The sequence below is a fragment of the Escherichia coli genome (assembly GCF_036503815.1).
Lineage (GTDB): Bacteria > Pseudomonadota > Gammaproteobacteria > Enterobacterales > Enterobacteriaceae > Escherichia > Escherichia coli_F.
Map to the genome: position 1 here is coordinate 4,956,594 of NZ_AP027764.1, position 25,321 is coordinate 4,981,914.

Here is a 25,321-nt window from a genome sequence, read left to right on the forward strand (position 1 = left end):
ACAAAGGCTCGGGGCGCCCGAAAAACGGGCATACAGGTTGACCGACAACGATATAAATCGGAATCAAAAACTATGTGTGGAATTGTTGGCGCGATCGCGCAACGTGATGTAGCAGAAATCCTTCTTGAAGGTTTACGTCGTCTGGAATACCGCGGATATGACTCTGCCGGTCTGGCGGTTGTAGATGCAGAAGGTCATATGACCCGCCTGCGTCGCCTCGGTAAAGTCCAGATGCTGGCCCAGGCAGCGGAAGAACATCCTCTGCATGGCGGCACCGGGATTGCTCACACTCGCTGGGCGACGCACGGCGAACCTTCAGAAGTGAATGCGCATCCGCATGTTTCTGAACACATTGTGGTGGTGCATAACGGCATCATCGAAAACCATGAACCGCTGCGTGAAGCGTTAAAAACACGTGGCTATACCTTCGTTTCTGAAACCGACACCGAAGTGATTGCACACCTGGTGAACTGGGAACTGAAACAAGGCGGTACTCTGCGTGAGGCTGTTCTGCGTGCTATTCCGCAACTGCGCGGCGCGTACGGTACGGTAATTATGGACTCCCGTCACCCGGATACCCTGCTGGCGGCTCGTTCTGGTAGCCCGCTGGTGATTGGCCTGGGCATGGGCGAAAACTTTATTGCTTCTGACCAGTTGGCGCTGTTGCCAGTGACCCGTCGCTTTATCTTCCTTGAAGAAGGCGATATTGCGGAAATCACTCGCCGTTCGGTAAACATCTTCGATAAAACTGGCGCGGAAGTGAAACGTCAGGATATCGAATCCAATCTGCAATATGACGCGGGCGATAAAGGTATTTACCGCCACTACATGCAGAAAGAGATCTACGAACAGCCGAACGCGATCAAAAACACCCTTACCGGGCGCATCAGCCACGGTCAGGTTGATTTGAGCGAGCTGGGACCGAACGCCGACGAACTGCTGTCGAAGGTTGAGCATATTCAGATCCTCGCCTGTGGTACTTCTTACAACTCCGGTATGGTTTCCCGCTACTGGTTTGAAGCGCTGGCAGGTATTCCGTGCGATGTTGAAATCGCCTCTGAATTCCGCTATCGCAAATCAGCCGTGCGTCGTAACAGCCTGATGATCACTCTGTCGCAGTCTGGCGAAACCGCGGATACCCTGGCGGGTCTGCGTCTGTCAAAAGAATTGGGTTACCTTGGATCGCTGGCAATCTGTAACGTTCCTGGCTCTTCGCTGGTACGTGAATCCGATTTGGCGCTGATGACCAATGCGGGTACGGAAATTGGCGTGGCGTCCACCAAAGCATTCACCACTCAGTTAACCGTGTTGTTGATGCTGGTGGCGAAGCTGTCTCGCCTGAAAGGTCTCGATGCCTCCATTGAGCATGATATCGTGCATGGTCTGCAGGCGTTACCGAGCCGTATTGAGCAGATGCTGTCTCAGGACAAACGCATTGAAGCTCTGGCAGAAGATTTCTCTGACAAACACCACGCGCTGTTCCTGGGCCGTGGCGATCAGTACCCAATCGCGCTGGAAGGCGCATTGAAGCTGAAAGAGATCTCTTATATTCATGCAGAAGCCTACGCAGCAGGCGAACTGAAACACGGTCCGCTGGCGCTGATTGACGCGGATATGCCGGTTATCGTCGTCGCACCGAACAACGAACTGCTGGAAAAACTGAAATCCAACATTGAAGAAGTTCGCGCGCGCGGCGGTCAGTTGTATGTCTTTGCCGATCAGGATGCTGGTTTTGTGAGCAGTGATAACATGCACATCATCGAGATGCCGCATGTGGAAGAGGTGATTGCACCGATCTTCTACACCGTTCCGCTGCAGTTACTGGCTTATCACGTCGCGCTGATCAAAGGCACCGACGTTGACCAGCCGCGTAACCTGGCAAAATCGGTTACGGTTGAGTAATTTTCATCATTGATATAAAGGGCTGCCGACGGGCGGCCTTTTTTTTATAAAGGGTATCAGTGGGTTATTATTGATGCGAAAATTAATATAAATATATTCTGAATTATTGGTGATGTCCGATAATACACTTGATTTTTTACTGTTTTAATAATATTTAAATAATAAATTTATATTTAATTTCGCATAATTAATATTATTTTTAGATAAATCTACCCCATTGGTGTACTATGCCTCTGAATCATAAATACACTTATTAATTTAAGTGATGATTTAGACTGAAGGATATATTATATCAATGGAGTTCGTATGAAACGTAATATTATTGGTGGTGCACTTACGCTGGCATCTTTAATGTTAGCCGGAAATGCACTTGCAGAAGATGGCGTTGTTCACTTTGTCGGTGAAATTGTCGATAGCACATGTGAAGTGACTTCCGATACCGCCGATCAAACTGTTCCTCTTGGTAAGGTCAACAAAAGTGCGTTTTCAGGAGTAGGCAGCCTGGCGTCACCACAGCAATTTAGTATTAAACTGGAAAAATGTCCGTCAACCTATACTGAGGCAGCCGTTCGTTTTGATGGTACCGAAGCACCTGGCGGAGACGGTGATCTGAAAGTAGGTTCACCTATTACAGCGAGTGATCCGGGTGATTATACTGGCACAGGCGCTGCAATAGTTGCTACTGGCGTCGGCATCCGTATATTTAACCAGTCCGATAACTCTCAGGTTAAACTCTATAACGACTCCGCCTATACCGCTATCGACGGTGAAGGCAAGGCTGAAATGAAGTTTATTGCACGCTATGTTGCTACCAATGCGACCGTAACGGCGGGTACGGCGAACGCGGATTCACAATTTACCATCGAATATAAGAAATAATTAATTCAGAGCCTTTTTATTCAGTTGGCTTTGGCCAGGGAGTCGTTATGTCCAGAAAAAGTTGTTTAATCAGGCTCTTTAAAGCAATAATTTCGCATAACTTATTATATATCATGCTACTAAGCGCCTTTTTATTCCGGCCAGCATTAACCTATGCTGGTGTTGTTATTGGTGGTACACGAGTCGTTTATGCGAGCAATAATGCAGATAAATCTATTTCTGTATTTAGTAAGGAAGAAAAAATTCCTTATCTCATCCAGGCATGGGTGGACCCATTTAATAAAGATGATAAAACTAAAGCGCCATTTATTGTTATTCCTCCGGTATCACGGTTAGAACCCGCACAAGAAAAAATATTACGTATCGTCCACACCAAAGGTTTGTCATTACCAGAGGATCGTGAGTCTGTCTTCTGGCTAAATATCAAAAACATTCCGCCCTCTGCGAGCAACAAAGAAGCGAATTCGCTGGAAATCGCCGTTAAAACGCGAATTAAGCTTTTCTGGAGACCGGCATCTATCCGCATGATTCCCGAAAATGCCGCACCAAAGGTGAAGTGGCATCGGGAAGGCCGAAATCTTATTGCTGAGAACCCTAACCCGATTCATATCAGCGTGATGGATGTCATTGTTGATGGCCATGATGTGCCTCTCAACATGATCCGACCTTTCGAGACGCTCACATTACCGTTGCCTGCTAATTCTTCGGGTAGCCAAATGACCTGGCGATTTATTAATGACTACGGCGCGATAAGCGAGCCAATAAAGCAAGCGTTGTAAGCATTGCATAAGGATAGGCGAATTATGGTTACGACCAGAATAGCGGTTGGTCTGACGGCAGGGACGTGTCTCGTTTTCTCGCAAAGCCTGATGGCCGAGGTCAGTGTATTTAATCCGGCGCTGCTGGAAATAGACCATCAATCCGGAGTCGATATTCGCCAGTTTAACAAAGCGAATCACATACCTCCCGGCGTCTACAGTGTTGATATTTTTATCAATGGCAAAATGTTCGAGCGTCAGGATGTGACTTTTGTTCAGGATAACCCTGATGCCGATCTGCACGCTTGCTTTGTCGCGGTTAAAAAAACGCTGACTTCCTTTGGCGTAAAAGTTGACGCGCTGAAAGCGCTCAATAAGGTGGATGACAAGGCCTGTATTGACCCTGCACCACTCATTGAAGGCTCAACCTGGCAACTGGACAGCGATAAGCTGCAACTGAATATCACCATTCCCCAGATCTATATGGATGCGATGGCTTACGATTACATAAGCCCCACGCGTTGGGATGAGGGAATTAACGCACTGACTATCAACTACGATTTTTCCGGTTCACATACCCTGCGCTCGGATTACAGCTCTCAGGAGACCGATACCAGTTATCTCAACTTGCGTAACGGACTCAATATTGGGCCGTGGCGACTACGCAATTACAGCACCTTAAACACCACCGATGGTCGTGCGGAATACAACTCTATCAGTACCTGGATACAACGTGATATTGCTGCGTTAAGAAGCCAGATTATGATCGGCGATACGTGGACGGCGAGCGATATTTTTGACAGCACGCAAATCCGTGGTGCACGACTATATACTGATAAAGATATGTTACCCTCCAGCCAGAATGGCTTCGCGCCAGTGGTTCGTGGGATTGCAAAATCCAACGCCACCGTCATCATTCGGCAGAACGGCTACGTAATTTATCAGTCAGCCGTGCCACAAGGCGCCTTTGAAATCACCGACCTCAATACTGCCAGCTCAGGCGGCGACCTGGATGTAACTATCAAGGAAGAAGATGGTAGTGAACAACGATTCACCCAGCCTTATGCGTCGCTGGCAATCCTCAAACGTGAAGGTCAGACCGATGTAGATGTTAGCGTGGGGGAACTGCGCGATGAGGATGGTTTTACTCCTGACGTGCTTCAGGCACAGATCCTTCATGGCTTGCCCCACGGTTTTACCTTGTATGGCGGCGTACAGGCTGCTGAAAAGTATGGTTCTGTTGCTTTGGGGGTAGGTAAAGATCTCGGTTCTCTGGGAGCCATCTCCTTAGATGTAACACATGCCAGAGCGAAATTTGCTGATGATACGGAAACGGGTCAATCATATCGTTTTCTGTATTCAAAACGTTTTGACGATACAGACACCAGCTTACGCCTGGTTGGCTATCGTTATTCCACCGAAGGCTATTATACCCTCAATGAATGGGCCTCCCGGCAAAATAGTCCGGAAGATTTCTGGCAAACCGGAAACCGCCGCAGTCGTGTGGAAGGAACGTTAACGCAATCGCTGGGCAGAGATTATGGCAATTTATACCTGACATTAAGCCGCCAGCAGTATTGGCATACAGATGATGTCGAACGATTAATCCAATTTGGTTACAGCAGTAGCTGGAAGCGCCTCTCGTGGAACGTCTCATGGAGTTATTCCAATACGGCCCGGCAAGGGACGAGTAATAGTCAGGCCAGTGATAACACCAGCGAACAAATCTACATGCTCTCTTTATCAGTTCCTTTATCGGGCTGGTGGGGAAATAGTTATGCCACCTATTCGGTATCGCAAAATGATGATTCTGGTAGCTCGCATCAACTTGGCCTAAGCGGTACGGCGCTGGAGAAAAATAATCTCTCCTGGAATCTCATGCAGTCCTATAACAGCAGCGATGATCAAGTAGGCGGTAATATGTCGCTGACCTATGACGGTACCTACGGCACGTTAAACGGCAGTTATAACTACAGCCAAAATTCTCAGCGACTCAATTATGGTATCCGGGGGGGCATTCTGGCGCACAGTGAAGGGGTAACGTTCAGCCAGGAACTGGGTGAAACCATCGCTCTTATTAAAGCACCGGGAGCCGCAGGTCTGGAAATTGATAATATGCGCGGGGCGGCAACAGACTGGCGTGGTTACACGGTTAAGACACAGCTAAATCCTTATGATGAAAACCGGGTAGCGATCAGCGACAACTATTTCTCTAAGTCGAATGTTGAACTCGATAATACCGTCGTTACGATGGTTCCTACCCGCGGCGCGGTGGTTAAAGCGGAGTTTGTGACGCATGTGGGTTACCGCGTTCTCTTCAGAGTGGTAAATGCAAATGGTAAACCGGCACCTTTTGGCGCCATTGCCTCAGTTCAAAACGCAAGTACCGCCGATTCAGGAATAGTCGGTGATTCTGGTGAGCTTTATCTCTCGGGTCTGTCAGATAAAGGGCAGGTCACTTTATCCTGGGGAGGAGACGCCGTCACGAAATGTACCTTTGGCTACTCACTTTCAGTACCAGAAAATGAGAATGGTTTAATTGAACAGAGTGTCACCTGTAAATAAAGGTTTTTTATGAAAAATAATATTCTGGTGTGGTGTTTTTCTATTGTTGCCATTTTTTACACGAGTACGACGCTTGCGGCTCCTAAAGGTATCTGTACTCCTGATAATGGCGTTTTTCATAGTACACTGGATTTTACAGGGACCGTTATCAGCGCAGGTCAGAATAAAGCGGGGACCATATTTAATAAAATAGTCACTAATGGTCAGTCTTATCCGGGACGCTGTTACTGTGATACAGGAACGGTCGGTGAGTTTCCCTACATTTACTATACAGCAAGAATGAATGAAGCCTTAAGTTATGCTGGGGCTCATTCTAATTTAAATTACTATAATCTTAACCCTCATCTTGATACCGGCATAGCAATCGATCTTTTGGGTGTGGGGTTTGTTAATGCACCATTCGAGTATCATGCTAATAATCCCGGTGGGAACACAAAGTATAATTGCGGTCGAAAGGAGGCATTAAACATTTCCAGTGGCGCTAAGGCTCAGATTTATTTTTATATCAAAAAGCCATTTGCAGGAAAGTTAATGATTCCCGAAATACTTATCGCAAAGTTGTATGGAACGATCAGTCGTGATACACCGGTTGATTATTCTAAACCGATGGCTGAGGTTTATATTCGTGGAGACATTACTGCACCACAAAGTTGTGAAATCAATAGTTTACAGCCTATTAATTTTGATTTTAGTACTATTCCAGCCTCAGATTTTTCATCTGTTGTCGGGAGTGCTGTGTCAGCGAGTAAGATCACCAGAACTGTCACCATTGAGTGTGTAAATTTGGGAATACTGAATAAGGATGAGATCACGACCTCTTTTTACGCTACTGAATCCAGTAGCGACAATTCAATGGTTGTAACATCAAACCCGAATGTAGGGATAAAAATCTACGATAAAAATAACAGGGAAATCAACGTGAACGGTGGCGAATTGTCAACTGATATGGGAGCAACAAGCGTTTATGGTGATAAAGCTGGCAGCGTGACTTTTTCTGCTGCTCCTGCGAGCCTCACTGGTGCACGACCCGCGCCTGGAACATTTACTGCTACGGCAACAATCACACTCGAAATTGTTCGCTAATCAAACTGACAACGGTGCTCCTCGCACCGTTGTCATCAGACACCTCTTTCTAACCTATTTGCACATGACATGACAAAAAGATGACATGAGTTTTCTTTTTGTCTGGTTATAAAAATCAATAAATTACGCATAAATCTCGTTGTGTCATAAAACTGTCATATTCCATACATATAACTGTCACCTGTTTGTCCTATTTTGCTTCTCGTAGCCAACAAACAATGCTTTATGAATCCTCCCAGGAGACATTATGAAAGTTATGCGTACCACCGTCGCAACTGTTGTCGCCGCGACCTTATCGATGAGCGCTTTCTCTGTGTTTGCAGAAGCAAGCCTGACAGGTGCAGGTGCAACCTTCCCTGCGCCGGTGTATGCCAAATGGGCTGACACTTACCAGAAAGAAACCGGTAATAAAGTTAACTACCAAGGTATCGGTTCTTCCGGCGGCGTAAAACAGATTATCGCCAACACCGTTGATTTCGGTGCTTCTGACGCGCCGCTGTCTGACGAAAAACTGGCTCAGGAAGGTCTGTTCCAGTTCCCGACCGTAATTGGCGGCGTGGTGCTGGCGGTTAACATTCCGGGGCTAAAATCTGGCGAACTGGTGCTGGATGGTAAAACCCTCGGCGACATCTACCTGGGCAAAATCAAAAAGTGGGATGATGAAGCCATCGCCAAACTGAATCCGGGTCTGAAACTGCCTTCACAGAACATTGCTGTAGTGCGCCGTGCAGATGGCTCCGGGACATCCTTCGTCTTCACCAGCTACCTGGCGAAAGTGAACGAAGAATGGAAAAACAACGTTGGTACTGGCTCTACCGTAAAATGGCCAATCGGTCTGGGCGGTAAAGGTAACGACGGTATCGCCGCGTTCGTTCAGCGTCTGCCGGGTGCAATTGGTTACGTTGAATATGCTTACGCTAAGCAGAACAACCTGGCGTACACCAAACTGATCTCCGCTGATGGTAAACCGGTTAGTCCGACCGAAGAAAACTTCGCTAATGCAGCAAAAGGCGCAGACTGGAGCAAAACATTCGCTCAGGATCTGACCAACCAGAAAGGCGAAGATGCATGGCCTATCACTTCTACCACCTTCATTCTGGTCCACAAAGATCAGAAGAAACCTGAGCAGGGTGTAGAAGTGCTGAAGTTCTTCGACTGGGCGTACAAAACAGGGGCTAAACAGGCTAACGACCTGGATTACGCCAGCCTGCCGGATAGCGTAGTTGAACAAGTTCGCGCTGCGTGGAAGACCAATATTAAAGACAGTAGCGGCAAGCCACTGTACTAATAAAACACCATGCCGGATAAGGCATTAACGGCTTATCCGGCATTACAAAATGACTTTGTAAACGCGTTTAACTGAAGAGTAACTTATGGCTGCAACCAAGCCTGCTTTTAACCCACCGGGTAAAAAGGGCGACATAATTTTCAGCGTGCTGGTAAAACTGGCGGCGCTGATTGTGCTATTGATGTTGGGTGGCATTATTGTCTCTCTGATCATCTCCTCCTGGCCGAGCATTCAGAAATTTGGTCTGGCTTTCCTGTGGACCAAAGAGTGGGATGCGCCGAACGATATCTACGGGGCGCTGGTGCCGATCTACGGTACGTTGGTGACCTCGTTTATCGCGCTGCTGATCGCCGTCCCGGTGAGTTTCGGTATCGCCCTGTTCCTGACCGAGCTTGCGCCTGGCTGGCTGAAGCGCCCGCTGGGTATCGCCATTGAGTTGCTGGCAGCCATTCCAAGTATCGTGTACGGCATGTGGGGCCTGTTTATCTTCGCGCCACTGTTCGCCGTTTACTTCCAGGAGCCGGTCGGCAATATCATGTCTAATATCCCGATTGTTGGCGCGCTGTTCTCCGGCCCGGCCTTTGGTATCGGTATCCTTGCGGCAGGCGTGATCCTCGCCATCATGATTATTCCGTACATTGCAGCGGTAATGCGCGATGTATTCGAACAAACCCCGGTGATGATGAAAGAGTCAGCCTACGGTATCGGCTGCACCACCTGGGAAGTTATCTGGCGTATCGTTCTTCCGTTCACCAAAAATGGGGTTATCGGCGGCATCATGCTGGGTCTGGGGCGCGCGCTCGGTGAAACCATGGCGGTGACCTTTATCATCGGTAACACCTACCAGCTCGACAGCGCCTCGCTGTACATGCCGGGCAACAGTATCACCTCTGCGCTGGCGAACGAATTTGCGGAAGCGGAATCCGGTCTGCACGTTGCCGCACTGATGGAACTGGGCCTGATCCTGTTTGTGATTACCTTCATCGTCCTCGCCGCATCGAAGTTTATGATTATGCGCCTGGCTAAGAATGAGGGGGCACGCTAATGGCTATGGTTGAAATGCAAACCACTGCGGCGCTGGCAGAATCCCGCCGCAAAATGCAGGCGCGTCGCCGCCTCAAGAACCGTATTGCACTGACGCTCTCAATGGCGACGATGGCCTTCGGCCTGTTCTGGCTGATCTGGATTTTAATGTCCACCATCACCCGCGGTATCGACGGTATGTCGCTGGCGCTGTTCACTGAAATGACGCCGCCGCCAAATACGGAAGGCGGTGGTCTGGCGAACGCCCTGGCAGGTAGCGGCTTGTTAATTTTGTGGGCTACGGTATTCGGTACGCCGCTGGGCATTATGGCGGGGATTTATCTGGCGGAATATGGCCGTAAGTCCTGGCTGGCAGAAGTGATTCGCTTCATTAACGACATTCTGCTCTCCGCGCCGTCGATTGTGGTTGGTCTGTTTGTTTACACCATCGTGGTGGCGCAAATGGAGCACTTCTCTGGTTGGGCTGGTGTAATTGCGCTGGCGCTGTTGCAGGTGCCGATTGTTATCCGCACCACCGAGAACATGCTGAAACTGGTGCCGGACAGCCTGCGTGAAGCGGCTTATGCGCTGGGTACGCCGAAGTGGAAGATGATCTCCGCGATTACGCTGAAAGCGTCGGTGTCCGGGATTATGACCGGTATCCTGCTGGCGATTGCCCGTATTGCCGGTGAAACCGCGCCGCTGCTGTTTACCGCGCTCTCCAACCAGTTCTGGAGCACGGACATGATGCAGCCGATCGCCAACCTGCCGGTGACGATCTTTAAGTTTGCGATGAGCCCGTTTGCGGAATGGCAACAACTGGCCTGGGCCGGGGTGTTGATTATTACCCTGTGCGTCCTGCTGCTGAACATTCTGGCGCGCGTTGTTTTTGCGAAGAATAAACACGGTTAACACTTTGCCGGATGCGGTGTGAACGCCTTATCCGGCCTACGGTAAGCCTGATTAGCGAAGTGCATCAGGCACGATGAGGAAAAGATTGCAATGAGTATGGTTGAAACTGCCCCGAGTAAAATTCAGGTTCGTAATTTGAACTTCTACTACGGCAAATTCCATGCCCTGAAAAACATCAACCTGGATATCGCCAAAAACCAGGTTACGGCGTTTATCGGGCCGTCTGGCTGCGGTAAATCGACGCTGCTGCGTACTTTCAACAAAATGTTTGAACTGTATCCGGAGCAGCGTGCGGAAGGTGAGATTCTGCTCGATGGCGACAACATCCTGACTAACACTCAGGATATCGCCCTGCTGCGTGCGAAAGTGGGCATGGTGTTCCAGAAACCGACGCCGTTCCCTATGTCCATCTACGACAACATCGCCTTTGGCGTTCGTCTGTTTGAGAAGCTCTCCCGTGCGGATATGGACGAGCGCGTGCAGTGGGCATTGACCAAAGCCGCATTGTGGAACGAAACCAAAGATAAATTGCACCAGAGCGGTTACTCTCTCTCTGGTGGTCAGCAACAGCGTCTGTGCATTGCGCGTGGTATCGCCATTCGCCCGGAAGTGCTGCTGCTCGACGAACCGTGTTCGGCGCTCGACCCTATCTCTACCGGACGTATTGAAGAGCTGATCACCGAACTGAAGCAGGATTACACCGTAGTGATCGTCACCCACAACATGCAGCAGGCTGCGCGTTGTTCCGACCACACGGCGTTTATGTACCTGGGCGAATTGATTGAGTTCAGCAACACGGACGATCTGTTCACCAAGCCAGCGAAGAAACAAACAGAAGACTACATCACCGGTCGTTACGGTTGATTCAGGAGTGCGTTATGGACAGTCTCAATCTTAATAAACATATTTCCGGCCAGTTCAACGCCGAACTGGAAAGCATCCGCACGCAGGTGATGACCATGGGCGGCATGGTGGAGCAGCAGCTTTCTGATGCAATCACCGCGATGCATAACCAGGACAGCGATCTGGCGAAGCGCGTCATCGAAGGCGACAAGAACGTCAACATGATGGAAGTGGCGATCGATGAAGCCTGCGTGCGCATTATCGCCAAACGTCAGCCGACGGCGAGCGACCTGCGTCTGGTGATGGTAATCAGTAAAACCATTGCCGAGCTGGAGCGTATTGGTGACGTGGCGGACAAAATCTGCCGTACTGCGCTGGAGAAATTTTCCCAGCAGCATCAGCCATTGCTGGTAAGTCTGGAATCACTGGGGCGTCACACTATCCAGATGCTGCATGATGTGCTGGACGCGTTCGCGCGGATGGATATTGACGAAGCGGTGCGAATTTATCGGGAAGATAAAAAAGTCGATCAGGAGTACGAAGGTATTGTTCGTCAACTGATGACCTACATGATGGAAGATTCGCGGACTATTCCAAGTGTCCTTACCGCGCTGTTCTGTGCACGTTCTATCGAACGTATCGGCGACCGCTGCCAGAATATTTGTGAATACATCTTCTACTACGTGAAAGGTCAGGATTTCCGTCATGTAGGCGGTGATGAGCTGGATAAACTGCTGGCGGGAAAAGACCCGAAAGAGTAACGCTAACTGTAGGTCAGATAAGGCTTTTACGCCGCATCTGGCAATCAGCCCGGTCATACATAGTTACCGGGCTGATAAACTTTCTCCTTGAAATATTGCCACACAAACTCACCTCGAAACTCTCCCCAGTGCAATGCAAATATATTATTTCATTTGAATTATTTTACTTTTAATGTAGTGCCCCGTTATAAAATTTTTTTTGTTATTCCTTTCATTTATATCGTTACCCGCACAGAAAATGGAAAAGAAAACAAAAAAACCAGGGTAAAAGCCCTATATCGGAACATAAAAAATGAGCGATTTTTTACAGTATTCATAGGTGGTTTAGTCATAATCGTATCAAAACAACACCAAAGTGTTCTTTTTTATACAAAACGGTTATGTATTGTGAGCGGGCGAATAAATATTGTGTTCAGGAGAAATGATTATGGCTATATCATCATATAGTACAGTTACAGATAAATTTGCTACTCTGACTAAAATGCCAGATGAAAATCTGAATGAAAAAAATAGAACGCAAAAATATTCAGGAAAAATTGGTTTGTCTCTTGATGATGTGGGTAAGTATTCAGTAACTCATAAAGATATAACAAATATTTTAGCTGGTGATAGTCAATCTTTTCTTAAACGAAGTCTTTGGGAGTTTATACTCGATCTTTTTCCCATGTCTCATATTAAGGAGGCTAAACAAGCCATTGTAGATTTTGTGACGAAAACTGATGATAAAGTTGAGATGTTTAATAGAGTTAAATCTCTCGCCGATCAAGATCAACAATGGCGCTTTAATACGACTACAGAATTTACTGTAGATGAAAATAAAGACATTATTGTTAGTAGAGTATTTAATATAAATATTAATGCGCAAGATTATCATAATGATGCTGAAAAAAACACAATGCGTTCTTTATTTTCTGAAGAACTCAGCTTGGATATTTATAAGCATGATATTCATTTTGATCAGAAGGCTTTTCAATCAGGGATGCTGAAAATACAGTTCCCAAATGATAATGAAAAGCTTAGCGTATATTTAAAAAATAAAATCCCCTTTGAAAATATCACAATCGATTTATCTGCGCTGGAAAAAGAAGCCCTGGCATCTCTAAAATATTGTAACTTTAAAAAAGTGACATTCACTGGTGCTATATCTTACGAAAATCTTAATGGTTCAGTATTTGGAAATTGTTTTTTTGAGGACTGTATTTTTGAGAATGTGTCACTTGTTAGCTCCAGGTATCGAGTAAAACCAAATAATGAAATACCTATTTACGGCGTGTTTAAAGAGTGTTTTCTGTATCGATGTGAAATAAAAAATTTTAACATAGATACATCAAAAATATACTCTGTAAATCAAGATCCCAATGTGGGTAAGCCAGTTGGTGCATATCTGTTTATGCAGTCATTTGTAGATGAGTGTACTCTTCAGGATGGAGTGTGTAAAAATGCAAGTGTTATTGCAAGCAGTTTGTTATGTTGTAAAATAGCAAAGCTTAATGGTGCTGAAATGGATTTCATAGGGACTTCGTTTTATCACAAATATAAATGTGAATTAAAATATGATAATCATTTTTATAATTGTGATTTTAGCTCCTCTGATATGACATACAAGCGAAATGGAATTCGCAAAGATTTACTGGATTTTGATCCCAGAGAGTATTTCAAAAAGGATGGAGGTAAACTTAATCTGGATAAACACATTTCAAACCTTATCTACGTTAATCTTTTCCCTAATATGAGTGGCGGTCGTTATATAAATGATAAATACGTTGCTGATGATATAGATAAATATTTAAAACTTAGTAATTGCAATTTACTTAAAACTTGTTTGGGCGAGTCAATCAATGGAATTAAATTGGATGATTGTGCTATTGATCATTTAACCACTTGGTTAAGTGGTAATCTTGCTGCGAACACCCAGATTAGAATTCCTGTTTATATGGACATGAAAGGAGCTATAGCTGAAAATGGCATTTCAGATTTCATGAAAAATTTAATGGAAATTAATTCATGGGTAGAAGAATTTAATAATTATGGCAAGGATGCGGAAAGTCATTACCAAAAGGAACTATTATATTTACAATCTTTGTTGGTCAAGCTGGGGCGCTTCAATCTTGATGATGAAGGAAAAAATATCAACTTAATGGTGAAGCTATCCAGTATATTATATTAAAAGTTTTGTACAATATAGAAAAAGATATAGCCAATGAAATAGATATTGATAAAGTGAATTTCATGCATAAGCTCTATACTGGATTCTTTTGGCAAAGACCTTACGATCAACGTAACTATTTAAAAATAAATCGTTCTGCTATTTCAAACAGCAAAACATTTCACTTCCACTTTGATTTTAATGATTTGCGAAATATTTACAAAGAATATAATAAAAATCATAAAGATGATAGTTTTGATAAAATGCAAAAGATTTTTTTAGCATTGAATGAATTTAAGGAAAGAACGAAAATAAATTATAGGGATTATAGAAAAGTATCAAAATATGTAGATGATAAAGTCGATTTATTCTCTGGCATTGAGCAATACTTACGGTGGGTAATTGAGAAAAATAATGACTATAATAAGGAAAATTATGGCGATATAAAAGACAAATATGCCAAACTTATTGTCGAAAGAAATGATTTAGTCGATACTAAGGATCAATTGATTAAAGAGGATTTTTACTTAAATAATAAAGACAATAAAGATAAAAAAGATGCGGAAAGAATTAATGAGATTAAGGGGATAATAAAGGTGATAGATGGAAAAATACCAAATATAAGTAAAGAGATTCTACATCTTAAGGATGAAACAGAGAGATTGGAGAAAGAGTATCAACAAGAAAATACACTTAATGATGTAGTTCAAAATATCAGGAGTTGGCTAAAAGAAAATGAAAATATGGTGAAAGCTATTAAGAAAATTGATACTGAATAACATGGCGAATAAATAAACGGATCAAGTCGTTCCTGTGACAATGAGGTTATACGAAAAGACGCTTACTCATCAGAAATTTGGTATGCTTTAATTAAACCAGTGTCGCTGATGTGTAAGCGTTGACGTTGGGAGGCGATTAAATGGTTATACCACTCCTACGCCTTTTCCAGACGGCGTATAAGAGTGCAACATGTTGAGTTTTCCGAGCGAATGGTGCATTTTACTAACCGAGCCATTTGAAACAACCAACGCAATAAAAAAGACTGGAATAATAAGCCTGTATTTATTATTCATCGCAATCGCACTCTACGGTTTTATCCTGCAGAAATGAGACTACTTCCAGCGGTTGTGGATTATCCCTGGGCGATAGTCATAGTCTGGTGTCAGGATTCACAAATGACCTGTTACCTGACATGGATATAAACACAACATAGAGTGCGGTAGTTAATCTGAATCATCTATTTTTCGGCTACACAGCACAAAACAACATTATTGATTCTTTATAAGAGAGAATCTCTCCATTATTTTTATATAAATCATTATTAAGAAAATCCAGAAGCTCTTGCCTTACACTATAAATATTGACTTTTTGGTCAACCAACGACAGTAATATATCCTTGATACCTTTTAATTTCATATTTCTATCAGATATTGTATTAAAAGTGAAGATGATATTACGTTTATTACAACTGGAGAACCAATATTTTAGAGTATTATTCGTCCACTTTGTTGGTGTCTTAATTAGTTGCGCTGTTGTTGTTTTTACATTGTTAAATGTAGAACCGCTAAAATTTGTCCCGACGCACGAAATGAAATTCATCTCTGAATTGTCAAAATTGCAATTCTTTATCTCACACATATCAAGGTTAACATCATGAAATGTCGAATATTTCATGTTTGCATGTGAAAATAAACATGCAATAAACGTTATATATTGCAACCTGGCATTACAAAAAGATTTATTTTTAAAATCAAAACAAAAGGTTTTTTTTATTTTGAAATTGTTATTATATCTGCAATGTAAAGAAATCATGTTTTTTATTAACTGATAACACCATTGTGATGATTCTGGTAATTCATAGGGATGTAAATGGATGTTTTCATCGAATATAACCTGTGAGTTATGATTGTTTATTGAAGATATATGGAAGCTATCATTTGTTAAAGCTATGGTTGTGCTAAAATTATGGTGGTGATCAGCGCTCATGAAATCAAATGTAACAATGTCGTTGTTTTCTTTCTTTTCTTTGTGATATGCGTTTAAAAAAGAAATATTTTCGATCTGTTCATCAGTTAATGTCAATGGCATTTCGTCATCAAAGAAAGCGTAATCGGCATTTGGGACTGGAATATTTTCAATTGAGCATAGTTTTAATAAAAAAATATGAAAACAATGGAACTTATTTTTGTCAATAAGAGAACTTAATCTCTGTTGTATCTTCTGTAGTTGTCCTTTGGGAAGTAAATGCTGTAAATTTGAAAAAGAGCCATCTAAAACATATTTGTATGTAAAAAGGTCCTCTCTCTGACCAGTTATCAAAAAATCGTCAGGTATTTTAGAAAAACGATTGATATGACATAAATATTCCATTTGCTCCATGTCTATATACTTATGGGGAACTGCGTGGTTTGGTGGTGTGCCAATAAGATTATCCATAAATCACCTTGATAAAATTTAATAAAATCTCTTTATTCTAACATTGACAATATAACCAGCTATAAAAAATCGCTCATTTTCGGATATTGCGGTTTACCTGAGGGATGGTTCGTTATGCATAAAAATTGGGAATCCAGGGTAAACACCCTGGATTAAATCGAGGGAAATGAGCTATTTTTTACAGTATTCACTGGTAATATAAGTAACACTTGTTGCTAACCTGGCTAGCGGTAGTGTTAATTAACAATCTAGATGTCGTTATTTTTAAACACCCCAATATTGCACATCGGAGGATTTATGGTTGCTAAATTAAGATCAGATGTTCTTATAAATACTAATCCCTTTTCAGAAGTGAAAAATGAGAAGCATAAGCATAACGGATATTCTGACAAGGTTACTTTAGATATTAATAATAAGAAATACGATGTAAATTTTAAGGATATTGAAAATATTCTGGATGGTAATGGGGCATTATTTAAAAAACGTACACTGTGGGAGTTTATTCTCGATCTTTTTCCCGGATCAAATATTAAACAAGTTAAAGCCTTTATTTACGAATTTGTGACAAAAAATGATAATAAAGCGGAGATGTTCAAGAATATTAAATCTCTGGCCAAAACAGAAGAACAATGGCGATTTAGTACTACTACAGATTTTACCACAAATGAAAATAATGAAGTGGTTGTGTGTAGATCTTTTAATCTCTACACGGGGGAGACTGTAAATGAGGCCGATAAGCATCAAGTTTTTTCTGAAAGATTCACTCTTGATAACTATCTTGATGATTTACATTTTGATAATTCTCCCATGAAGAGATTAAAGTTTTCTGATAATGCTGTAAAACTTACGACGCTGATTAAAAATAAAATTCCTATTTTTGATACAACTATCAATTTAACTTCGTTGCCTAAAGATGTATTAAATTCATTAAAATATTGTAGTTTTAAAAATGTAACTTTTTCAGGAAATATAGAAACTCCGACCCTTGAAGGCCCAGTTTTTGAAAATTGTTATTTCGAAGATTGTAAGTTCAACAACATACATTTTTATGATCCTAATGAAAAAACTGCAGAGTCAGGAAATGAAAAATCAATAATAGGTATGTTTAAAGGTTGTTTTATTTCTAAATGCGAAATAAAACAATATAGTTGTGAGACGTCTCAAGTCTACACCGTTAAACAACCCGTCAATATCCAAGAAAAATTAGGGGCTTATCTCTTTATGCAGTCTTTTGTTCAAGACTGTACAATTCAGGGAGGTAGTTGTCCTGGATCGAGTATACTTCTGAGTCATTTTTATAACTGTGATATCACAGGACTTGAAGCTCCTGGAATGAAATTTTTGGCAAACTCATTCAACAAGTCTAATAATAATTACATCAGGGGGAGGGATCATGGGATAGTATTTAATAATTGTACTTTGAACCATATTAAAATAAACAGTGGTCTTGGTGAAGCTGGTTCAGGTAAATATATGTTTAACCCCGTTGAGTATTTTTCTGATCGCATTGAAAGAAGATCGAGAACTCTTAAGTTAGATGATAATTTTATTAAATGTGCAGACAATATTAATAAAGGTATTAACTCTTCATATAGCAATGAAAATACAGAGAATAATAACATTTTCTTTAAAAATAGTCGTTTGCACGGGGCGGATCTGGGCTATTGTTACAGAGAGGACAGACTCGAAGGCTGTGCTATCGATTCTGCTACAATTTATTCACAAGGTAGTCTTACCGATAAAAAATACATTTATATGAATATAGATGGAGCTATAAGTAAAGAACAAATACCTAATTTCATAAATCAGGCAGATGCTCTATATAAAGACATAGGGGAACTTGAAAAATCCTTGCCAAATACTCGGCTAATATATGAAAAAGCATTTGCAGAATTACAGTCGTTTTTAGCCGCACTCTATAATGAAAATGGATCGTTTAAAGAGGAATTTTCTTTTGATATTGAAAAAGCTAATTTTTTTATCTTCAAAGATATGCATGGTAGGGCACAACATATCATTAACAATATGATGGGACGTGACAGAATTAACTTTGTTGAATCTGTCATAAAAGAAAAAACTTCGCAGTCAAATGCACAAGAAGATCTTAAATATTCAGAAGAATTTATCCGAAAAGAAAGGCAAGAGTCTCATAACCAATTTGATAGAAATTTAAATTTCAAATTTAAAGATCTTGTCCACCTATTTGACGATGTTGATATAGACAAAATAGAGCTAAAAAAACAACTAGAAAAAATAAAATCTTTTAAAGAACTTTACGACTCAGCACTCAATAATTTTGCTTTCGATTTTCAAAATTTAGCAGATATATTTAAAATTAACAAGGAAAGTTTAACCAAATATTATCAGGAAGTAAAAGAGTCCAATGAAGGTTACGAGGACATATTGCAAAAAATTAACGAATTAACAAAAGAACATAATAAAATTGTGAAAGAGAAAGCACAACTAGTTAGTGAAAACAAAGATAATTTGACGCGTAATGATATACAAAGAAAATTAAATAACTTTAAGATTGATATTGATAAAATAGATGATGAAATACGAACTTACCAGGATATTGTTCAAAATTATAGTCGGGAGAAAAAATATAAAAAGTATAAAAAACTCAGTGAAATAATCTTGAATATTATTACATGGTTCGATAAATATCCCGATATTGTGAAAAATATAACCCAGGCTTAGCTAAGCAGAGAGTGATTGACTGGACGAATAACGACATAAATTTTTGAAAGGGAAACATACGCTTACTCATCAGACACTTGGTAGTCTTTATCTCAAACCAGCGTGACTGATGTGTAAGGGTTAAAGTTCGGAGCAATTAACGCGCTATATCCCAGCCGCGTGCCTTCCAGAGCGCAGGCAGCTGCCCCAGCTCGGTAAAGGTGGTGACTTTAGGGTGAACGATTGGTTTATTGTGCGGGTCAGCGCAGAAGTAAAACACTTCCATTCCGGCATCGATTCCTGATTGCGCACCGGCGCTGGAGTCATCGACCAGAATGCAGTTTTCAACGTTCACATTCATCGCTTTTGCCGCATGGAACATTAATGCCGGGTCAGGCTTCCAACGCTGAATGTCGTAACCACTGAACAGTTTTTCCGGGAAGTAGTGCAGCATATTGAGCTTACCAAGCGAATGCTGCATTTTGCTCACCGGGCCATTAGAAACCACGCACATCGGCACGTTAACGCTCGCCAGCAATTCGTTCGCTCCCGTGATGACCTCTAGTTCGCTATCAAACAGGCGGGTGACTTCTGCGCGGTAAACGTGCTCTGCATCGGCCTGGACCATCGTCACGCCCTGCTCTTTACTGATGATATCGATGATTTCATAGAGTTTTACGCCTTTAAAACGGGTAAAAATCTCTTCCAGGTCAACATGAATGCCAAATTCCCTGAACATCGTGACATAGGCGCGAGAGCAAATGACCTCGCTATCGACCAGCGTACCGTCGCAGTCGAAAAATACCGCTTCTATCTGGGACATGTCTTTCCTTTATCGTTAGTTTAACGTTTTCGTCATGCAAATTTGCACAACGCAATCGTTGCCGTATAAGCAAATACAATGAAAAAAAGTTATCTTCAGCCGTCCATATTGTCTCATTTTGGTATACGATAGCGACGGATTTTCCCTCCTTAGTTCGGAAATAGATAATGAGTCAACAACACACAACCCAGGCTTCTGGTCAGGGGATGCTGGAACGCGTGTTTAAACTGCGCGAACATGGAACGACGGCTCGGACCGAAGTGATCGCCGGTTTTACCACCTTCCTGACGATGGTTTACATCGTTTTTGTTAACCCGCAAATTCTTGGCGTTGCTGGCATGGACACCAGCGCCGTCTTCGTCACCACTTGTCTGATTGCTGCATTTGGCAGCATTCTGATGGGACTGTTTGCTAATCTGCCAGTTGCACTGGCACCAGCAATGGGCCTGAACGCATTCTTCGCTTTTGTGGTTGTACAGGCGATGGGCTTGCCGTGGCAGGTCGGGATGGGCGCAATCTTCTGGGGCGCGATTGGTCTATTGTTACTGACAGTTTTCCGCATTCGCTACTGGATGATTGCTAACATTCCGGTAAGTCTGCGTGTGGGCATCACCAGCGGTATCGGCCTGTTCATTGGCATGATGGGGCTGAAAAACGCGGGCGTGATTGTCGCGAATCCCGAAACGCTGGTGAGCATCGGTAACCTGACTTCTCACAGCGTGCTGCTGGGTATCCTCGGCTTCTTCATCATCGCTATTCTGGCCTCGCGCAATATTCACGCGGCGGTGCTGGTTTCTATTGTGGTGACGACGCTGCTGGGCTGGATGCTGGGTGATGTGCACTACAACGGCATCGTGTCTGCGCCACCGAGCGTAATGACAGTAGTGGGTCATGTCGATTTAGCCGGTTCGTTTAACCTCGGTTTGGCAGGGGTGATTTTCTCTTTCATGCTGGTCAACCTGTTTGACTCCTCCGGTACGCTGATTGGCGTGACCGATAAAGCAGGTCTGGCGGATGAGAAAGGTAAATTCCCGCGCATGAAGCAGGCGCTGTATGTCGACAGTATCTCTTCCGTGACCGGTTCGTTTATCGGTACTTCTTCTGTTACGGCGTATATTGAGTCCTCTTCCGGCGTTTCTGTTGGCGGTCGTACCGGTCTGACGGCAGTGGTTGTTGGTCTGCTGTTCCTGCTGGTTATCTTCCTGTCGCCGCTGGCGGGAATGGTGCCGGGATATGCCGCAGCTGGCGCGCTGATTTACGTTGGCGTGTTGATGACCTCAAGTCTTGCTCGCGTGAACTGGCAGGATCTTACCGAATCCGTTCCAGCGTTTATTACCGCCGTGATGATGCCGTTCAGCTTCTCGATTACCGAAGGTATCGCACTGGGCTTTATCTCCTACTGCGTGATGAAAATCGGTACCGGACGTCTGCGTGATCTAAGCCCGTGCGTAATCATCGTTGCGCTGCTGTTTATCCTGAAGATTGTATTTATCGACGCTCACTAAAACCGATAGTTCGTTAAAAAAACCCGCCACGCGCTACCGCAGGCGGGTTTTTTATTTAGCGTTTTACCCTTTGAATAAACTCGCTAAATGCGGTCAATTGTCCGGTCAGGTGATCCAGCGTTCCCTGATCAATCACTTCTCCGGTTTGCGGATCAACCTTGTTCTGAATCACGCCGCCCATAAATTCCGGCCTGTTCATCACCATTGCATCGAGAAAAACCAGAATCTGGCGCAGGTGATACTGACAGCGCGCGCCGCCAATCACACCCATTGAGCTGGTCTGAATCAACACCGGTTTACCGGCCAGCGGTTGATCCGGCAGGCGGGAAAGCCAGTCGATGGCATTTTTCAGCCCGCCCGGTACCGAGTAGTTATATTCCGGCGTGACGATCACCACACCGTCAGCCTGACGGATCTGCTCCGCCATAGCTTCTACCGTTGCGGGAAAACCTTCTTCCTGCTGTACATCAGCGTCATACAGGGGAATGTCGGCAATGGAAGGTAATGCATTGATTTCCATGCTAGCAGGAGCAATTTTCGGCAAGGTACGTGCAACCATGCCATTAAATGAGCCTTTGCGCAGGCTTCCCAGTAACGTAACCACCTTCAATTTTTCAGACATGATGACTCCTGTGGTTGTCTATCAATTTGGAGAAAAAGACTTCATGGTAGAGAGTTGGGCAAAACGCATCATCCTGCTGGTAGGATTGTTGGCGCGGCTGTGAATATCCGGCAGGCTTTTCCAGCCGCGTTTGCCATCTAACTCCCAGACACTGAGCTTTTCAATTGTGGGCGTGACCGCCACGGACCACACCAGCACGTCCTCCGCGTCGCATAACGCTTCAACATGATTTACATGAGCACATTTCAGGCGTCCGGCAATGGGCAGCAGTTGCAGATCGCGCGGATCGTCATTCAAAACATCACCGGTTAGTTTTAGCACGCTTCGGCGCAGCGTGATGAGTTGCGCTCGCGCTTCGTTATGATCGTTTTGTTTACTGATCCATAGTGATTCGTTGCTGGAAAAGGTGTGGTTATCGGGCGCGTGTGGGCTATGAAACCCGCGCGTCGCACGCTGCAGTTCCATATCGAGGCCACATTCACCTTCGGTTGTTAGCGCCACGCCAACCATATTCCCGGCATAGGAAATAGAAAACGAGGGCAAATTTTTATCACTGAAAACCGGTTTTCCTTTCGGCAGGGTGACGATTTCCGGTAATTCGCCGATGCCATACAGCATGAACATCAGTTCTGCGAGTAAACCTCTGGACGCCAGGAAACGGCTTTGACGATGAGGGGGAATATTTCGGGCTTCTTGATGACACTGGGAGGAGAGACGAACAGAAATCAGATGTCCTTCCGTTAAAATCCCTCGGGCAAAGTGAGTCGCCATTTTTCGCTCCATGCTTAATGGTCCATTATGAATACAAGAGTAATCATTTACTGGAATGATGGACAGACTAAAGCGGCTAAAAGTTCGATTCAGATAAGTTTATTACAACTTTTTTACATTTTATTGTGAAATAGGGTCGCGTTTCATACGATTCGGTTATGCCATCGACGCGTAAAGATTTTTAATGGTTTCCCGTAACCAGACGATTTTCGGATTATGGCTGTTCCGTTTATGCCACAGTAGGGTAAAAGGGACTTCCAACTTTTTTTGCTGGCTTTCGTCAAACGGGAGAGGTAGAGCAACCAACGGCAGTTGGTGGAGTTGATTGTAGTACTGACAGTAGCGTGGTGCGGTCGCCAGTAGCAGATTGTCGGGCTGCGCTGCCATAAACAGTGACTGCTCGAATTCCGGCAAACTCATAGCAATCGTGCGTTCGCGCCCCAGCTCCTGTAACACATTGTCCAGCGCCCAGGTATCGCTCTGTTCCCAGCAAATGCTGATATGTGGGTAACGTAAAAAGGTATCCAGATCCCACGCTTCATGCAGTGCTGGATGATCCTGGCGCAACCAGACGCAGGGCACATCACTAAACAGTACTTCATAATCAATGGCTAATGGCAGCGAGCTTAACAGCTCCCGCGAACGGGGATGACTTTCGCGACCGGAAAAACCAATATCCACTTCGCCACGGGTAATCGCATCCAGTGAATCATAATCCCAGTTGCGCAATTTGATGGTCGCCTGCGGGTATCGTTGGTAGATCCGTTTCGATAGCGCATTAAGCATAATCATCATCAGCGGCGATTCCGCCGCCAGTTCAAACTTAAGACCGCGCGGCGTTTCGTGGTGTGGTTTATCCAGCAGCAAATTGCTCATTTGCATCCACTCCGCCAGATTTTGCTCCATGCTGACCATTAGCGGTGTGGGTGACAGGCCCAGCGGTGAGTTCACAAAGAGCGGGTCATCAAACCACATTCTAAGTTTTGCCAGAGACTTACTCACCGCCGAAGGCGTCACGTTCATCCGCTTAGCCGCTTTGGTCACGCTGCGTTCCTGCATCAGCAGTTGCAGGCAGAGCAGTAAATTGAGATCAAGCGTGGTGATGGATTTCTTCATGAGCGGCAACGGGGCGTCCAGGCGCGACGAACATAATCAGCAACAGGCTCACTATGCTACAGGCAATCAGAATCCCGATCAGCATATTCCATGCGCCGATACCAACCACCGCTGCCAGCCAAATCCACAGTGACGAACCGCAAACTTGCGCAATACCTAAGGTCGAGCTGGCTACGCCCGCGCGTAATGAAAACGGCCCTAACGCCTGACTCATCGCTACGCCAAAACCTACCGAGAAACCGGCGCAAATCAGCGTGATACCAAACAGAGAAACCGCATGGGAAGGTGAAACGGCAAGAGTGATACCTGCCGCCAGAAATAACACCTGTGAGGTGATCATCAACGTACGTGGCTTAAAGATCCCCAGTGCAAATGGCGTGGAGAATGAAACGGTCATGCTGACCCCTGCGGTCAACGCCATTATGGTGGCGTATTCTCCGCGCTCAAAACCCATGATTTCCATCAGCAATACCGGCGACGTATTCACGAAGGTGAGGATCACCGAAACGCTGAGGGTGGTGATAACAACACGGCTGAGGAAAAACCGGTTAAGCAGCGACTCGCTATTTTCTCGTGGTTTGTCAGAAGCTGCGGGGGCGGCAGGGCGCGTTTCTTTTAAAATAAACAAAGACAACATCAGTACTGCGATGCCCATCGTTGCCATCGTCCAGAACAGACTCTGCCACGGGAATTTAAGCATAATCAGGTGTCCGAGCACTGGCGCTAACACCGGAATGATGCAGGTAATACCGTTGAGTAACGACAGCACTTTTGCCCGACGTCGATCATCCAGTGTGTCACGTAAAATGGCGAACGCCACCACGTAACAACAGCCTGCGCCTAACCCCTGTAGAAATCGCCCTGCAAGAAATAACGTGCTGGTTTCAGCCAGTGAACAGAACACCGAGGCGATAATAAATAGCGCCGCGCCGGGTATGGCGACAGGCTTTCTCCCTGAACGATCGGCCACTTTACCGGCAAATAACATCGCTGCTGCCATACCTGCCAGATAAACGGAGAACGCAATATGCAACTGCGCTTCGCTGGCATTGAGATCGGCGGCGATGCGCGGTAAACCAACGAGGTACATATCAATCCCGGCGGGATAAAGTAAAACCAGGGCAAAACTACAAATCAAAAAGCGGGACATGGGCTAAAGCGTCCTGATAGTAAGGTGACGCAAAGCATACGTGGTGAAGGAGAATCAGG

General features: G+C 44.4%; 18 protein-coding genes and 2 pseudogenes. 14 read left to right on the forward strand and 6 right to left on the reverse strand.

The genetic code is table 11. The features are described 5' to 3' along the window. The first annotated feature begins 72 nt into the window (after positions 1-72). The 12 genes and pseudogenes from glmS to AABJ99_RS23710 all read left to right on the forward strand — a co-directional run bounded on the left by glmS (position 73) and on the right by AABJ99_RS23710 (position 14,939). Entirely contained in the window at positions 73-1,902 is a 1,830-nt protein-coding gene (gene glmS / locus AABJ99_RS23655; protein ID WP_039020331.1) for a glutamine--fructose-6-phosphate transaminase (isomerizing), read from the forward strand. A gap of 306 nt (positions 1,903-2,208) precedes the next feature. Then, positions 2,209-2,781 (forward strand): long polar fimbria major subunit LpfA-O113, encoded by a 573-nt coding sequence (lpfA-O113, locus tag AABJ99_RS23660; RefSeq protein ID WP_000827822.1) that lies wholly within the window; start codon positions 2,209-2,211, stop codon positions 2,779-2,781. A 47-nt stretch (positions 2,782-2,828) separates the two neighbouring features. After that, positions 2,829-3,560, forward strand: a complete 732-nt coding sequence (gene lpfB-O113 / locus AABJ99_RS23665; protein ID WP_000088103.1) for a long polar fimbrial chaperone LpfB-O113 — start codon at positions 2,829-2,831, stop codon at positions 3,558-3,560. A gap of 24 nt (positions 3,561-3,584) precedes the next feature. Then, positions 3,585-6,104 (forward strand): long polar fimbrial usher protein LpfC-O113, encoded by a 2,520-nt coding sequence (gene lpfC-O113, locus AABJ99_RS23670; RefSeq protein WP_039020330.1) that lies wholly within the window; start codon positions 3,585-3,587, stop codon positions 6,102-6,104. A 9-nt stretch (positions 6,105-6,113) separates the two neighbouring features. Continuing rightward, positions 6,114-7,187, forward strand: coding sequence for a fimbrial protein (locus AABJ99_RS23675; RefSeq protein ID WP_039020329.1), 1,074 nt, complete (start codon positions 6,114-6,116; stop codon positions 7,185-7,187). Between the two features lie 247 nt (positions 7,188-7,434). Beyond that, positions 7,435-8,475: a phosphate ABC transporter substrate-binding protein PstS gene (gene pstS, locus AABJ99_RS23680; RefSeq protein ID WP_000867152.1), complete on the forward strand. Its 1,041-nt coding sequence runs from the start codon at positions 7,435-7,437 to the stop codon at positions 8,473-8,475. Positions 8,476-8,560: 85 nt separating this feature from the next. Continuing rightward, positions 8,561-9,520: a phosphate ABC transporter permease PstC gene (pstC, locus tag AABJ99_RS23685; protein ID WP_000741620.1), complete on the forward strand. Its 960-nt coding sequence runs from the start codon at positions 8,561-8,563 to the stop codon at positions 9,518-9,520. Further along, on the forward strand, positions 9,520-10,410 hold the full coding sequence (pstA, locus tag AABJ99_RS23690; protein WP_001251991.1) for a phosphate ABC transporter permease PstA: 891 nt from the start codon (positions 9,520-9,522) through the stop codon (positions 10,408-10,410). The genes pstC and pstA overlap by 1 nt, the downstream gene beginning before the upstream one ends. Before the next feature lie 90 nt (positions 10,411-10,500). Beyond that, positions 10,501-11,274 (forward strand): phosphate ABC transporter ATP-binding protein PstB, encoded by a 774-nt coding sequence (gene pstB / locus AABJ99_RS23695; RefSeq protein ID WP_000063126.1) that lies wholly within the window; start codon positions 10,501-10,503, stop codon positions 11,272-11,274. A gap of 14 nt (positions 11,275-11,288) precedes the next feature. Continuing rightward, a complete protein-coding gene (gene phoU / locus AABJ99_RS23700) occupies positions 11,289-12,014 on the forward strand; it encodes a phosphate signaling complex protein PhoU (RefSeq protein ID WP_000377789.1) in 726 nt (241 codons plus the stop codon). Between the two features lie 427 nt (positions 12,015-12,441). Then, positions 12,442-12,589: pseudogene (locus AABJ99_RS23705) on the forward strand (hypothetical protein). After that, a pseudogene (locus AABJ99_RS23710) lies at positions 12,556-14,939 on the forward strand (type III effector protein). The pseudogenes AABJ99_RS23705 and AABJ99_RS23710 overlap by 34 nt, the downstream one beginning before the upstream one ends. A gap of 469 nt (positions 14,940-15,408) precedes the next feature. Here AABJ99_RS23710 and AABJ99_RS23720 read toward each other — a convergent pair. Next, positions 15,409-16,596, reverse strand: coding sequence for a pentapeptide repeat-containing protein (locus AABJ99_RS23720; RefSeq protein WP_039020327.1), 1,188 nt, complete (start codon positions 16,594-16,596; stop codon positions 15,409-15,411). 297 nt (positions 16,597-16,893) lie between these two features. On the opposite strand from AABJ99_RS23720, the gene AABJ99_RS23725 reads away from it, so the two are divergent. Next, positions 16,894-19,296, forward strand: a complete 2,403-nt coding sequence (locus AABJ99_RS23725) for a type III effector (RefSeq protein WP_338387465.1) — start codon at positions 16,894-16,896, stop codon at positions 19,294-19,296. A gap of 136 nt (positions 19,297-19,432) precedes the next feature. Here the strand turns inward: AABJ99_RS23725 and yieH are convergent, their stop codons facing one another. Further along, positions 19,433-20,098 (reverse strand): 6-phosphogluconate phosphatase, encoded by a 666-nt coding sequence (yieH, locus tag AABJ99_RS23730; RefSeq protein ID WP_039020325.1) that lies wholly within the window; start codon positions 20,096-20,098, stop codon positions 19,433-19,435. Between the two features lie 167 nt (positions 20,099-20,265). On the opposite strand from yieH, the gene adeP reads away from it, so the two are divergent. Next, positions 20,266-21,603 (forward strand): adenine permease AdeP, encoded by a 1,338-nt coding sequence (gene adeP / locus AABJ99_RS23735; protein ID WP_032304110.1) that lies wholly within the window; start codon positions 20,266-20,268, stop codon positions 21,601-21,603. A gap of 55 nt (positions 21,604-21,658) precedes the next feature. On the opposite strand, the gene yieF is transcribed toward adeP, so the two are convergent. The 4 genes from yieF to mdtL all read right to left on the reverse strand — a co-directional run bounded on the left by yieF (position 21,659) and on the right by mdtL (position 25,262). Then, the gene (gene yieF / locus AABJ99_RS23740) at positions 21,659-22,225 is read right to left on the reverse strand and encodes a class I chromate reductase YieF (protein WP_039020324.1); all 567 of its coding nucleotides are present in this window, start codon (positions 22,223-22,225) and stop codon (positions 21,659-21,661) included. Positions 22,226-22,246: 21 nt separating this feature from the next. Further along, complete coding sequence (gene yieE / locus AABJ99_RS23745; protein ID WP_039020323.1) at positions 22,247-22,996, reverse strand: 4'-phosphopantetheinyl transferase family protein; 750 nt, start codon at positions 22,994-22,996, stop codon at positions 22,247-22,249. Between the two features lie 156 nt (positions 22,997-23,152). Further along, positions 23,153-24,112, reverse strand: a complete 960-nt coding sequence (yidZ, locus tag AABJ99_RS23750; RefSeq protein ID WP_039020322.1) for an HTH-type transcriptional regulator YidZ — start codon at positions 24,110-24,112, stop codon at positions 23,153-23,155. After that, positions 24,087-25,262, reverse strand: coding sequence for a multidrug efflux MFS transporter MdtL (mdtL, locus tag AABJ99_RS23755; protein WP_000086006.1), 1,176 nt, complete (start codon positions 25,260-25,262; stop codon positions 24,087-24,089). Before mdtL ends, yidZ begins: the two co-directional genes overlap by 26 nt. Positions 25,263-25,321: the final 59 nt, after the last annotated feature.

Bases quoted from the DNA above. Each gene is read 5' to 3' on its own strand.
- glmS (WP_039020331.1), top strand. From the start codon at position 73: ATGTGTGGAATTGTTGGCGCGATCGCGCAACGTGATGTAGCAGAAATC.
- lpfA-O113 (WP_000827822.1), top strand. From the start codon at position 2,209: ATGAAACGTAATATTATTGGTGGTGCACTTACGCTGGCATCTTTAATG.
- lpfB-O113 (WP_000088103.1), top strand. From the start codon at position 2,829: ATGTCCAGAAAAAGTTGTTTAATCAGGCTCTTTAAAGCAATAATTTCG.
- lpfC-O113 (WP_039020330.1), top strand. From the start codon at position 3,585: ATGGTTACGACCAGAATAGCGGTTGGTCTGACGGCAGGGACGTGTCTC.
- AABJ99_RS23675 (WP_039020329.1), top strand. From the start codon at position 6,114: ATGAAAAATAATATTCTGGTGTGGTGTTTTTCTATTGTTGCCATTTTT.
- pstS (WP_000867152.1), top strand. From the start codon at position 7,435: ATGAAAGTTATGCGTACCACCGTCGCAACTGTTGTCGCCGCGACCTTA.
- pstC (WP_000741620.1), top strand. From the start codon at position 8,561: ATGGCTGCAACCAAGCCTGCTTTTAACCCACCGGGTAAAAAGGGCGAC.
- pstA (WP_001251991.1), top strand. From the start codon at position 9,520: ATGGCTATGGTTGAAATGCAAACCACTGCGGCGCTGGCAGAATCCCGC.
- pstB (WP_000063126.1), top strand. From the start codon at position 10,501: ATGAGTATGGTTGAAACTGCCCCGAGTAAAATTCAGGTTCGTAATTTG.
- phoU (WP_000377789.1), top strand. From the start codon at position 11,289: ATGGACAGTCTCAATCTTAATAAACATATTTCCGGCCAGTTCAACGCC.
- AABJ99_RS23720 (WP_039020327.1), bottom strand. From the start codon at position 16,596: ATGGATAATCTTATTGGCACACCACCAAACCACGCAGTTCCCCATAAG.
- AABJ99_RS23725 (WP_338387465.1), top strand. From the start codon at position 16,894: ATGGTTGCTAAATTAAGATCAGATGTTCTTATAAATACTAATCCCTTT.
- yieH (WP_039020325.1), bottom strand. From the start codon at position 20,098: ATGTCCCAGATAGAAGCGGTATTTTTCGACTGCGACGGTACGCTGGTC.
- adeP (WP_032304110.1), top strand. From the start codon at position 20,266: ATGAGTCAACAACACACAACCCAGGCTTCTGGTCAGGGGATGCTGGAA.
- yieF (WP_039020324.1), bottom strand. From the start codon at position 22,225: ATGTCTGAAAAATTGAAGGTGGTTACGTTACTGGGAAGCCTGCGCAAA.
- yieE (WP_039020323.1), bottom strand. From the start codon at position 22,996: ATGGCGACTCACTTTGCCCGAGGGATTTTAACGGAAGGACATCTGATT.
- yidZ (WP_039020322.1), bottom strand. From the start codon at position 24,112: ATGAAGAAATCCATCACCACGCTTGATCTCAATTTACTGCTCTGCCTG.
- mdtL (WP_000086006.1), bottom strand. From the start codon at position 25,262: ATGTCCCGCTTTTTGATTTGTAGTTTTGCCCTGGTTTTACTTTATCCC.